Raw genomic sequence first — 11473 nt, 5'->3', positions numbered from 1 at the left:
GCAATGCCAGACTGACGGCATGCAAAATATCTACTTTGACATCACGATCGACGGCAAGGACGCCGGACGGATCGTCTTCCGTCTCTTCGACGATGTGGTTCCTGAGACGGCAAGGAACTTCCGCGAACTGGCCACTGGCCAGAACGGATACGGCTATGCCGGGTCGAGCTTCCACCGGGTGATCCCGGAATTCATGCTGCAGGGTGGCGATTTCACCCACGGCAACGGAACCGGCGGCAAGAGCATCTTCGGGGCGACGTTCGCCGACGAGAACTTCTCCCTCAAGCACGACAGGCCCTTCCTGCTGTCGATGGCGAACCGTGGGCCGAACACCAACGGCTCTCAGTTCTTCATCACCACCGTGGCCACACCGTGGCTCGACGGCAAGCACGTCGTGTTCGGCGAGGTCACCGAGGGTGAGGACCTGGTCAAGCGGATCGAGGCGCTCGGCTCCCGCAGCGGGGCGCTGTCGTACGACGTCGTCATCGCCGAATCCGGAACCGTCACCTGACGCGTGGCGAACGCCGAATTCCCTGTCGGTACCAGCATCAAGCGCAACCAGGCCCTTACCAACGGCCGCGGCGACTCCGCCTTACGGCTGCAGGAAGACGGCAACTTCGTCCTTTACCGCGATGACAAGGCCGCCTGGAGAACCGAGGCTCCACCCTCGTAGTACAGGACGACCACAACGTCGTCATCTACAACCCGGAGGGCCGCCCGATCTGGTCCACCAACACGGGCGACTGATCCAACTGATCCATACGACAGTGCGGCGCCCCGTGCCGACGCTTCGTCGGCGCGGGGCGGCGCGTGGGTGCTGCGGACGGCGGGGCAGTCGGCCCGCCAGTCGCGCACCTAGTAGGCGGCGGGCAACACATGGTCGCCGGCGCGGTCGGTGCTCAGGCACAGCGAGCAGACCACCGCGTCGTGGGTGTGGCAGGCGGCCAGGTCCGGGCGCTCGAAGTCCTGCCGGCAGACATGGCAGGTGGAGATGGTCGCGCTGGGGTTGCCGTCCGCGTCCAGCAGCGGTTCGTCGATTCCGTCATCGGTGCGCCGCAGGTAGTAACGGCCCTTGGTGGCCAGCGCCATCAGCGGCGTGAGGACGAAGGCGATCAGGGCCGCCGCGACCGGTGAGTACGGCTGGAGGAAGTCGCCCAGGACATGGAAGTACATCGCGATCGACAGCCCGGAGGCGGCGACGAAGGCCACCACTCCTACGGGGTTGACCGGATAGAGCATGCCTCGGCGGAACTCGGGAGCGTGCGGGGACAGCTTCAGCAGGTACTTGTTGACGATGATGTCGGTGGCGACGGTGACGACCCAGGAGATGGCGCAGTTGGAGTAGAAGCCCAGGATGGCGTTGAGGAAGCTGAACATGTCCGCCTCCATCAGGACCAGGGCGAACGCCAAGTTGGCCAGGACGAAGACCATGCGGCCGGGGTAGCGCTTGGTGACCCGGGTGAAGGAGTTGGTCCATGCCAGCGAACCGGAGTAGGCGTTCGTCACGTTGATCTTGATCTGGCTGATCACGACGAGGACCACGGCCAGCGGCACCACCAGCCACGAGGGCAGCATCGCGGCGAAGGCGCCGGTGAACTGCTGGATGGGCTCGGTGGCCGCGGCCGGGCCCACCTCCGCGAGGACGTAGACGGCCAGGAAGAGCCCGATGGCCTGCTTCAGCGCGCCCAGCACCACCCACCCGGGGCCGGCCATGACCACGGCGGTCCACCAACTGCGCTTGTTCGCCTCGGTCTTGGGCGGCATAAAGCGCAGATAGTCGATCTGCTCACCGATCTGCGCGATCAGCGACAGGCAGACGCCCGCGCCCAGCAGCACCGATGCGGTGTTGACGCCGCTGCGGCCGTCGGAGCCTGCATACGAGACGAAGCGTTGTACCGTTCCCGGGTCGGTGGCGACCAGATAGAGCAGCGGGCCCGCCATTAGCAGCAGCCAGACCGGGGTCGTCCAGACCTGGAGCTTGCTGAGCGCCTTCATCCCGTAGATGACCAGCGGGATCACCATGAAGGTGGAGACCAGATAGCCCAGCCACAGCGGCAGCCCGAAGCCCAGCTTCAGCCCCTGCGCCATGATCGAGCCTTCCAGCGCGAAGAAGATGAAGGTGAAACTGGCGAAGATGACGCTGGTGAGCACCGAGCCGTAATACCCGAAGCCGGAGCCGCGGGTGATCAGGTCCAGGTCGATGTTGTACCGCGCTCCGTAGTAGGCGAGCGGAAAACCGGTGACGAAGATGACCACGGCCGCGACGAGGATCGCGGCCAGCGCGTTCCCGGTGCCGTGGGTGAGGCCGATGCCCGCGCCTATGGAGAAGTCGGCCATATAGGCGATGCCGCCCAGCGCGGTGGTCGCCACCACCATCGGTGTCCAGCGGCGGTAACTGCGCGGCGCGAACCGGAGGGTGTAGTCCTCCAGGGTCTCCGATACCGCCTGCCCGCGGGCGGGCTCCGCCGCGACAGCCGGTTTCGCATCAGCCTGGGTCATGCCGCGCCTCCTGGGGTGCCGGGGGAACTGCGACGTGCTGCGTCGCTCACGGCCGGACGTTAGGAAGCGCGTGTTACCGCGGCGTACTTCCCGGGTGAACCGGCTGTTTCCGAATGCCCGGCCGCCGCCGGCCCCCGCGCGGGGGGGCAGCGTTCCTGCCGCAAGGCCGTTACGACGAAGACACCGAAGCCCCGTATATCGACAGGGCTGCAATCCCGAACACGCAGGCAACTATCACCCAGTAGCCGAAGCCCCTCCTCCTCGCTCTTCTCCCCTTTCCCGCGGCGGAGTTGGTCGCTTGGTGAGGTGCCGCCGGTCTGGATGCGGCTGGCGTGGGGCCGGAGGCCGCTTCGGCGAGCAGACGGCGGCAGGTCGCCGCCAGCTGGACGGTTTCAGTGGAGAGCGGCACCACAGCTTCTGACCGCGCCGGCGCGGTGGTACCACCGTCGAGGATGCGCCCCGCACGGACGAGGATCTCGTCCCTGCCTCCAGCTGGCGCGAGACTGATCCAGCGCTGTACATGCTCGCCCCGGATGACCACTCCCCCGGACCGCTCGCGGTAGACGGTGTGTTCCCGCCAGAGCATCTGCGCTAAAACCTGTGCGGTTTCCCGCAGTTGGACGCTCACGATCTCCCCCTACGCCACTTACCGAATCGAACAAGCATCGCACTGTAGCGGTAGGCCACGGCTCTGGGCCATTCCATGGGAACCCGTGCAAGCTGCGGGACGGACGACCGTGGGGGCGGTCATCCGGTGCAGCTCAGTCCTGGTGCAGTTCGTTGCGGCCGGGGCCGCCGGAGAGCTTGTCGGTGCCCGGGCCGCCCCACAGGGTGTCGTCGCCGCTGTTGCCCCACAGCGTGTCGTTACCCGCCTCGCCGTACAGCTTGTCGTTGCCCTTGCTGCCGTAGAGGACGTCGGCGCCGCCACTGCCGTGCAGGACGTCGTTGCCGTCGTCGCCGTGCAGGTTGTTCTCCTCGCCGGTACCGGTCAGGGTGTCGTTCCCGGTTCCGCCGGAGCAATCCTGCCCGCAGTGGGTGAGGGTGTCGTTGCCCGGGCCGCCGAAGGAGCCGAAGCCGAACGGGCCACCGCCGCCGTCGAGGCGGTCGTCGCCGTCGTCGCCGTGGAGCATGGCGGACGCGGATCCCTTGAGCACGTCGTTGCCCGAGCCGCCGTAGACCCCGGCCCACGCATTGCTGTCCGGTTCGAGCGTGCCGGTGTCGTCGTTGTCGCCGAGGTCGATGTCGTAGCTGTCCGAGTCATCCGAGTTCTGCGGGATCTCGACCGCGCAGCGCACGACGGTGCGGTCGCCCCGCGTGGGGTACGTGCACTCGTCCGCGCTCGCCGCACTCGCGTCGATGGCGATGTCGTACCGGTCGCGGAAGGTGAGGACGTAGTACGACTCGAACTCACCGCGGTGCTCGATCTCTTCGTCGACCGTCAGCTTGTTCTGCTGGCCCGGGGCGGCCTTGTACCAGAGCTCGCCTTCCTCGTGGACGACGGTGGCCGTGGCCCTCGGGGCTGCCTGGGCGGCCGGCGCCGCGAGGGCGGTTGCGCCGAGGGCGAGGGCAAGGGTGGCGGTGGCAGCGAGGGTGGAGTGGGTGCGCATGCGGAAGTGGCCCTTCGGGATGTCAGTGCGCCGGGGTGCTGGTGGTCACTGGGTTAGACCAGGGGGCCGAGAACGGAGTTGCGCCATCGGTCATGAACAACGGCGGACCAGGCAGTGGCCGGGACGTGGACGGCTCCGCAGGGACGGCAACCCGCAACGGCCGCAGGGCCCTTGAGCTTGGCTACTTCCGATCACTATCACTGGCTGGCAAGCGGGCTTGTCACCCTGCCGACTCCTCCCACGGCTCAGGCCGTGGTGTTGAGCCGGCGGGTGAGCTGGGTGTACAGCTCGGCGACGGCGGCGTCGGCCTCGGGCGAGAGGGGGAACATGTTCAGGAAGCCGTGGATCAGCCCGTCGTAGTTGCGGACGAACACCTCCACATCGGCGTTCCGAAGGGCCTGGGCGTAGGCGAGGCCCTCGTCGCGCAGCGGGTCGTACTGGGCGGTGGCGACGATCGCGGGTGCCAGTCCTGCGAGGCTCTTGGCGCGCAGCGGGGAGACTTGGGCGGTCCTGCGGAGCACGGGGTCGTCTCCGGCATAGAGATGCTGGAGGTCGGCGATGTTCTCGGCGGTGAGCATGTAGCCGGTGGCGTTCTCGGCGCGGGACGGGTAGTCGCCGTCGAAGTCGGTTGCCGGGTAGGCGAGTAGCTGGGCGGCGAGGGGGAGGTTCTCGTCGCGGAAGGTCTGAGCGATCACGGCGGCGAGGTTGGCGCCCGCGCTGTCCCCGGCGACTGCGAGGCGGTCGCGCTGAGCGCCGTACTGCTCGATGTGGTCGGCGACGTGGCGGGTGGCGGCCAGGCAGTCCTCGTAGGGGGCGGGGAAGGGGTGCTCGGGGGCCCGGCGGTAGTGGACGGCGACGACGACGGCGCCTGCGTCGCGGCACAGGCGGCGGGTGACGAGGTCGTGGGTGTCCAGATCGCCGGTGATCCAGCCGCCGCCGTGGAAGAAGACCACCGTCGGGACCGGCCCCCCGACGGCGGGCCGGTAGATCCGCACGGGGACGTCCCCGGCGGGACCGGGCACCGCGGTGTCCTGCACGGAGCCGACGTCGATCGGATGGCTGAGGGCCGTCGTGGCCGCCAGCTGCCGCTGCGCCTCACGCAGCACCTGGGGGTCGGTTGTCCGGATGGGCGTCGAGGTGACGGCGTTGGCCTGGTCGAGGACAGCAGCGAGAGCGGGGTCGAGAGTCATGGATGGCCCCTTCCTGAAGGAACAGTGCTGTGGGGGGATGGGAGGGCGGATCTGTGGGGTGGGAGGTGCAGGTGGGGTGGGAGGTGCAGCGGGAGCGGGCGCGGGCGCGGCGGCTGCCCGCTGAGAGGACGGGATCGATGAGCTCTTGGGCATCGACCGCGAACGGTTTGCGGCAGCGTGGCGGGCGGTGTTCACAGCGCGGCTGGGGCCGCCGTCGGATCTTGTCGGGACACTGTCGGACATTCTCGGGACACTGCTGCGGCTGCTCTGCCGGTGGCGGTTGTGCCGGCCGGACCGGGCGGCGGATGAGGTCAGGGGCGCAGGATCAGCCGGATCGGCTCGCCTTCTTTGGTGTGCAGGCGTTGGACGGCCTTGGGGGCGTCGGCGAGGGGCAGCACGTCGGTGATGGAGCGTGAGAAGTCCAGCCGGCCGCCTTCCATCAGGGCGACCAGCTCTGGGACGGCGTCCACGGCGGAGCCGTAGTGGCCGAGGATCTGGTGCTGCAGATAGCTGAAGAGTGCGCCGTCGGTGACGCTCAGAGGTTTGTCGGTCAGCCCTACCAGGACGAGGCGTCCCTTGGGCGCGAGAACGGTCAGTGCCTGCTCCCGGACGGCGGCGACACCGGCGAAGTCGAAGGCGACCTCCAGCGCCCGGCTGCCGGTGGCCGCCAGGACCTGCTCGCGCAGCTGGGGATCGGCCGGGTCCAGGGCCAGGTCGGCACCGAACTCCACGGCACGTCGGCGGGCGGCCGGGAGGGGGTCGACGGCGATGATCGGGTAGGCGCCGACGGCGCGCAGCAGCTGGACGGCGTGGGCCCCGAGCCCGCCTATCCCCCACACGCCCACGGCTTGCGCCGGCCGGACCCCGGCAGTGGCGGTGATGGCTCCCCAGGGGGTGGAGACCGCGTCGGGGATGATCGCCGCCTGTTCGAAGGGGATCACGTCGGGCAGGTTGAACAGCGTGTCGACACTGGCCAGCGCGTACTCGGCCCAGCCCCCGTCGTAGTCAACCCCGCGGGTCAGGACCAGATCGTCGCGGATGTCCCCCGCCTGCAGCACGACCCGCTGCCCGGCCGACCAACCGGTCACATCCCGTCCGAGCCCGGCGATCGTGCCGGCGACCTCGTGCCCGAGTGTGACGGCATCCCGCTGCAGGTACGAAGGGGTGAGGGTGCCGTCGATCAGGTGGACGTCGGACAGGCACACCCCCGCGGCTTCGACCTTGACCAGGACCTGTCCGGGTCCCGGGACGGGTCTGGGCACCTCCTCGATCGTCAGGGTGCGCGTGGGGATGTGCAGCCGCGCGGCGCGCATGAGCTCCATGACGGGGTCTCTCGTTCCGGTCGGTGACCTTGACCTGCGGTCTATCGCAAGTCGTCTTGCGTTACACCGTACGTCCGCCGATCCCCTATCGCAAGAACACTTGCGATAGGGTTTTGTGTCATGACGAGCGAGAAGGAGGCGCCGCCGCTCAGGCGCCGTGGTGAACGCATGCGCCAGGCCGTCCTGGCCGCCACCGTCGACCTGCTGACCTCGCAGGGCCTGGCCGCGACCACCGTCGGCGCCGTCGCGCGCGCGACCGGCGTCCACGAGACCTCCGTCTACCGGCGCTGGAAGACCCGCGAGAACCTCGTCTTCGACGCGCTGGCCACCCACTCCGACCAGGCCCTCCCAACACCCGACACGGGCGACGTGCGCGCGGACCTCACCGCGCTGTTCACGGCTCTGGCCCGATACCTCGCGACACCGGCCGGCAGCGCGCTGCTCCACCTCGGCACCCTGCGCGGGGAGGACGACCTGGAAGACGGGCGGCGCTCCTACTGGAGCACCCGCCTTGAGCGTGCCGAGGCCCTGGTGCGCCGCGGCATCGACCGAGGAGAACTGGCCGCGGACGCCGACCCTCACCTGGTGGTCGAGGCCATCACAGGCCCCCTGCTGGCGCGGGTACTGCTCACCGGCGAGCCGCTGGAAGAGACTCTGGTCCCGCGCCTCGTCGACCTGGTCCTGGAGGGGGCGCGCGGAGAGGGGGCGCACGGAGAGGGGGCGCACGGACTTCGCGATCAAGGTCAGCGATAGGCAGCGCCTTGTCGATCATGAGGTGAGCCGGATGCCAGGCCCTGCATCCGGCACGGGCCTGTGCGCCTCGCCCGCTCGACTGCTGCCCGCAAGGCCGCCCTCCGGCGGTCGGCTTCGCGGCGCTGCCTGATCCCGGTCCCGGCCGTTTTCCGATCAGCTCGCGCGTTCCCATAAGCCCGCGCCGAACCGCCGGGCCGGCCTCCCTTTCCCATCAGCTCGGGGCCTTCCCATCAGCTCGGGGCCTTCCCATCAGCCCGCGGGTTCCCATCAGCCGCGCGTTCCCCGAAGTTGCTCCACCGGGGAACCCGCCGCGCGCCGGCCTCAGCCGGGAAGGAACTGCTGGCCCGCGTCGTAGATGAGCAGCCGGCGTTCGGGCCACAGCCGTGCCTCCGGGCTGACCAGGTGCGGATGCAGCCTGCCGTCGTGCATAAGGTGCAGCACCTTCGCCTGGCGGGCCAGGACCAGGAAGTCGGAGACCATCTTGCGGTGGCAGCGCCACCACACGGATTCGGCGCACATCAGCGCGGTGCGCTCCGCGGCAGCGTCGGCGAGCAGATCGTCGATGGCACCAAGGAACTCCGGGGAGCGCATATGTGCGGCGTACCCGGCGAAGGCCCGGTTGCGCAGTGCGGTGTCGGGCGTGTCCGGCCGTGGCGTCCGTCGTCCGCCGAGCCGCTGCTCCCAGCGGTAGGCGATCCCGGCCTGCGGGAGCCACCGCTCCATGAGGTGGCGTCCGGCGTCGGGATTGTGCCGACTGCCGGGCGCCCGCCGCACATCGACCAGGCGGCGCACCCCGGCACCCTGCAACAAGTGCGTCATCTCTGCGGCACCGGCCGTGCCGTGGCCGAAGGTCAACAGGAGCACGCCGGCGCCGGGCCCGGTAGCGTACGCCGACGCGCCGCCAGCGGCGTCGTCAGGCCGGCCCTGGTGTCGAAACCGCGCCATGAACGTGCTGCCCTCCTTCGCCCTGTGCGCTCCTTCGCCCTGTGCCTCTCCTTCGCCCTTGTCACATCCCCCGCACAGCCCGAGGCTGCCTTTGCCGGTCACCCCCTGCCCTCCCATGCTCGCCAACCAGCCGATCGCCTGCCACACCGGCATCCTGGTCGGCAGGATGCCGGGGCGCCGGGACGGCATGCGTTACTCGTGAACCGATCGCACCGGGGAGGGTCAAGGGTCAGAAACTCGGCGGGGTCTCGGCCCAGACGCAGACGGCCGGGACGTCGCCGGGGTTGCTGTAGCGGTGCGGGGTGGCGGAGGGGAAGCTGACGCAGTCGCCAGGGCCCAGGCGGTAGTGGACGCCGTCGACCCAGTAGTCCAGTTCGCCGCTGAGCAGGACGCCGACCTCCTCCCCGGTGTGGCTGTGCGGCCGGTCACCGGAGGAGGCTCCCGGGGCCACCTCCAGCATCATCATCTCCAGCCGGCCGCCGTGCTCGGGGTTGAGGAGGGTGTAGGTGACCCCCTCCACACCGGCCCGGGTCAGCTCGACGCGCTGGTCGGGGCGGGTCAGGACGCGCTGTTCGCGGTCGACGGCGTGCAGCAGCCGGCTGAGGGTGGTGCCGAGGGCGTTGACGATGGTGCGCAGCGTGTTGATCGTCGGGCTGTTCACGTCCCGCTCGACGTTGCTGAGGTAGCTCCGGGACAGCCCGGTCTTCTCGGCGAGCTGCTCCAGCGTCAGCCCCCGCGCCTGCCGTTCGCGGCGCAGGTGCCGGCCGATTCCCTCGTCCGCGTCGGATGCCGCGCCCTGGACACCGTCTTTCGCCACGTACCTTCGCCCCTCTCCCGCGTCTAGTAAACAGGACGTCTCGTCCACTATACCGTTTGCCCGTCCGTCTCATATCCTCTACTGTCCGTCGTCTATAGAAGACGCAGAAGACGCCGAGGCGAGCGTCCGCTCGACACGGACGTACCGCCGACACCCCCTTGAGGACAGATGGACTCCGCTCCCGCTCACCCCGCTCACCCCGCCCACCACCAAGCTCGCACACTGCCCGAACTCCGCCTCCATCTGGGCGCGTTGGAACACAACGTGCACCTCATGGCGGACTGGTGCCGCGCACACCGCCTCGAACTCTGCCCCCACATCAAGACCACGATGACCCGCCCCGTGGTCGAACGGCAGCTGACCGCCGGGGCATGGGGCGTGACCGTGGCCACCGCCCGTCAGGCCGGCATCGCGCTCGGCTGGGGAGTGCGCCGGATTCTCATCGCCAACCAGGTCGTACACCCCACCGACCTGGCGCTCCTGCGACAACACCTCGACGCCACACCCGATCTGGAGCTCTACTGCCTCGTCGACTCCGAGACCGGGCTCCACCGCGCCCGTGCGGCCTTCAGCGGCGCCGGCAACCCCCTCCGGATGCTGGTCGACGTCGGCGTGCCGGGCGGCCGTACCGGAGTGCGCGGCGCCTTGGCGGCATACGAGCTGGGGGCGGCCGTGGCGAAGACGGGCGACGGGCTGCGGCTGGCCGGTGTCGCCGGGTACGAGGGCGTGCGGCCCAACCGCCGGGACGCCGCCACGCTCGCCGCGGTCGACGCCCACTGCCGCACGACGGCCGACGCCTTCGCCTCCCTCGCCCCCCTCTACCAGAACCCGCGCCCCGTCTTCAGCATGGGCGGCTCCGCCTTCCCCGACCGCGTCGCCGAGACCGTGGCCGACCTCGCACACCGGGCCCCCGACCAGCCCCTGATCCCGGTGCTGCGCTCGGGCTGCTACGTCACCCACGACCACGGCACCTACGCCCAGGTCTCACCCCTGCCCGGACTCCGCCCGGCCCTCACCGTCCGCGCCGCCGTACTGTCCACCCCCGAGCCCGGCACCGTCGTCGTCGGCGCCGGAAAGCGCGAACTCCCCTACGACGCCGGCCTGCCCGTCCTCCTCGCCGCACACACGGCAACGGGCGCCCCGCGTCCCACGGCACAGGCCACCGCGGCCCAGATCTACGACCACCACCTGGTCCTCACCGACGCACCGGGCCTGGACGTGGGCGACACCGTCGACCTCGGCATCTCCCACCCCTGCTCAGCCTTCGACCGCTGGCCCGACATCGCCGTCACCGACGACAGCGGAGACATGCTCGACGTGTGGCACCCGCAGTTCCACCCGTAACCACCGTGCGCGCACCGGCGGACGCGGACGTGTTACGTGTTACGTGTTACGTGCTCCAAGGGCGCTTACGCCCGATTGCCTAGCTGTGCACTACTGCACGCAGGATTTGAGCGATCGGAGTGACCGCCTGCGAAATGTATCCATGCCCACCCAGAATGTTGTGGCGAACGATGGGGCAGCACGCGGCGTGTGCCCATTTTTCGGCTGAAGACGGCGGGATCACTTCATCATTCAGGGCAGTGATGACAGTGACGGGGCACGTCAATGGGCGAGCCTCGCTGCCGTGTTGATAGGTGTCGACCAGCGAGAGGTCGTGCCTCAGTGCGCGGAGCATTTTCTGCCGCATCGGCTCTGCGTTCGGCAGGGGGATCCCGAGTTGACCGGCGAGGTTCTCGATGTCTGCCGCCGACTTTTCATCGGTGCCCAGGCGGATTTCTGAGTATTCGATGGGCGACAGTGCAGCCGAGGAGTAGAGGCCGAGCGCAGGCTGGGAAATCTCCTGAAGGCGCCAGGCGGTCTCGTAGCCGATCAGCGCGCCCATGCTGTGACCGAAGATGACCAGAGGTTCGGTGATGTAACGCCGTACCTGGTCCGCCAGTTCAGCAGCGAGGCTTGCGACGCTGGGAGCAGGCGGTACGTCATCGCGTGCCCCGCGGCCAGGGTATTGAGCCGCCAGGACACGGAAACCGCCACCGAGGTGTCGCACCCACGTCGCATAATCAACGGCGTTTCCACCGAGGGCGGGCATCAGCAGGATCGCTGTGTCACCGTAAGTGCGTGGCGGGGTGAAGTCGTACAGCACACCACTGCCAATTCGTTTCACGGGCTTCCCCTATGCGCTTCCGGCGGATAAGCGGAGAGCATCTCCCTCTCGCCTCCTCGTCATACAGTATGACTATGCCATCCACCGCCGAGGCGATTTCGGTAATTAAGGCACACGGAGGGTCGTTGTAGTACTTTCGTGCGCGCATGCACTGCATCGTCCGGCACATTCGA

Annotated in this window: 11 protein-coding genes; 3 read left to right on the top strand and 8 right to left on the bottom strand. The window is 69.1% G+C overall.

Annotation, left to right across the window (positions count from 1 at the left end; all coding sequences use genetic code 11):
* Nucleotides 1–19: 19 nt before the first annotated feature.
* The gene (locus ACWD6P_RS02815) at nt 20–511 is read left to right on the top strand and encodes a peptidylprolyl isomerase (protein WP_451442183.1); all 492 of its coding nucleotides are present in this window, start codon (nt 20–22) and stop codon (nt 509–511) included.
* Between the two features lie 344 nt (nt 512–855).
* On the opposite strand, the gene ACWD6P_RS02810 is transcribed toward ACWD6P_RS02815, so the two are convergent.
* From ACWD6P_RS02810 to ACWD6P_RS02790, 5 genes are all read right to left on the bottom strand, one after another.
* Nucleotides 856–2499: a purine-cytosine permease family protein gene (locus tag ACWD6P_RS02810; RefSeq protein WP_451442182.1), complete on the bottom strand. Its 1644-nt coding sequence runs from the start codon at nt 2497–2499 to the stop codon at nt 856–858.
* A gap of 169 nt (nt 2500–2668) precedes the next feature.
* Nucleotides 2669–3085: a hypothetical protein gene (locus ACWD6P_RS02805; protein ID WP_451442267.1), complete on the bottom strand. Its 417-nt coding sequence runs from the start codon at nt 3083–3085 to the stop codon at nt 2669–2671.
* 175 nt (nt 3086–3260) lie between these two features.
* Entirely contained in the window at nt 3261–4106 is an 846-nt protein-coding gene (locus ACWD6P_RS02800) for a calcium-binding protein (protein ID WP_451442181.1), read from the bottom strand.
* A gap of 245 nt (nt 4107–4351) precedes the next feature.
* Nucleotides 4352–5296 carry an alpha/beta hydrolase gene (locus ACWD6P_RS02795; RefSeq protein WP_451442180.1) on the bottom strand — a complete coding sequence of 315 codons (945 nt, stop codon included), beginning with the start codon at nt 5294–5296 and terminating at the stop codon, nt 4352–4354.
* Nucleotides 5297–5607: 311 nt separating this feature from the next.
* Nucleotides 5608–6618: a zinc-binding dehydrogenase gene (locus ACWD6P_RS02790; RefSeq protein ID WP_451442179.1), complete on the bottom strand. Its 1011-nt coding sequence runs from the start codon at nt 6616–6618 to the stop codon at nt 5608–5610.
* Nucleotides 6619–6738: 120 nt separating this feature from the next.
* On the opposite strand from ACWD6P_RS02790, the gene ACWD6P_RS02785 reads away from it, so the two are divergent.
* Complete coding sequence (locus ACWD6P_RS02785) at nt 6739–7371, top strand: TetR/AcrR family transcriptional regulator C-terminal ligand-binding domain-containing protein (protein ID WP_451442178.1); 633 nt, start codon at nt 6739–6741, stop codon at nt 7369–7371.
* 321 nt (nt 7372–7692) lie between these two features.
* On the opposite strand, the gene ACWD6P_RS02780 is transcribed toward ACWD6P_RS02785, so the two are convergent.
* Together ACWD6P_RS02780 and ACWD6P_RS02775 are read right to left on the bottom strand one after the other, a co-directional pair.
* On the bottom strand, nt 7693–8190 hold the full coding sequence (locus ACWD6P_RS02780) for a DUF488 domain-containing protein (protein ID WP_451442177.1): 498 nt from the start codon (nt 8188–8190) through the stop codon (nt 7693–7695).
* A gap of 355 nt (nt 8191–8545) precedes the next feature.
* A complete protein-coding gene (locus ACWD6P_RS02775) occupies nt 8546–9133 on the bottom strand; it encodes a cupin domain-containing protein (protein ID WP_451442176.1) in 588 nt (195 codons plus the stop codon).
* A gap of 168 nt (nt 9134–9301) precedes the next feature.
* Here ACWD6P_RS02775 and ACWD6P_RS02770 point away from each other — a divergent pair, with 168 nt between their 5' ends.
* Nucleotides 9302–10477 (top strand): alanine racemase, encoded by a 1176-nt coding sequence (locus ACWD6P_RS02770; RefSeq protein ID WP_451442175.1) that lies wholly within the window; start codon nt 9302–9304, stop codon nt 10475–10477.
* Nucleotides 10478–10556: 79 nt separating this feature from the next.
* Here ACWD6P_RS02770 and ACWD6P_RS02765 read toward each other — a convergent pair whose 3' ends face one another.
* Nucleotides 10557–11300, bottom strand: coding sequence for a thioesterase II family protein (locus tag ACWD6P_RS02765; protein WP_451442174.1), 744 nt, complete (start codon nt 11298–11300; stop codon nt 10557–10559).
* Between the last annotated feature and the right edge of the window lie 173 nt (nt 11301–11473).

The sequence above is a fragment of the Streptomyces sp. NPDC002446 genome (assembly GCF_053595675.1).
This window is presented reverse-complemented; position numbering and strand designations above follow the sequence as displayed.

Coding starts and splice junctions, on each gene's coding strand:
- ACWD6P_RS02770 (WP_451442175.1), top strand. CDS start 9,302: ATGGACTCCGCTCCCGCTCACCCCGCTCACCCCGCCCACCACCAAGCT.
- ACWD6P_RS02790 (WP_451442179.1), bottom strand. CDS start 6,618: ATGGAGCTCATGCGCGCCGCGCGGCTGCACATCCCCACGCGCACCCTG.
- ACWD6P_RS02780 (WP_451442177.1), bottom strand. CDS start 8,190: ATGACGCACTTGTTGCAGGGTGCCGGGGTGCGCCGCCTGGTCGATGTG.
- ACWD6P_RS02815 (WP_451442183.1), top strand. CDS start 20: ATGCAAAATATCTACTTTGACATCACGATCGACGGCAAGGACGCCGGA.
- ACWD6P_RS02810 (WP_451442182.1), bottom strand. CDS start 2,499: ATGACCCAGGCTGATGCGAAACCGGCTGTCGCGGCGGAGCCCGCCCGC.
- ACWD6P_RS02785 (WP_451442178.1), top strand. CDS start 6,739: ATGACGAGCGAGAAGGAGGCGCCGCCGCTCAGGCGCCGTGGTGAACGC.
- ACWD6P_RS02800 (WP_451442181.1), bottom strand. CDS start 4,106: ATGCGCACCCACTCCACCCTCGCTGCCACCGCCACCCTTGCCCTCGCC.
- ACWD6P_RS02795 (WP_451442180.1), bottom strand. CDS start 5,296: ATGACTCTCGACCCCGCTCTCGCTGCTGTCCTCGACCAGGCCAACGCC.
- ACWD6P_RS02805 (WP_451442267.1), bottom strand. CDS start 3,085: ATGCTCTGGCGGGAACACACCGTCTACCGCGAGCGGTCCGGGGGAGTG.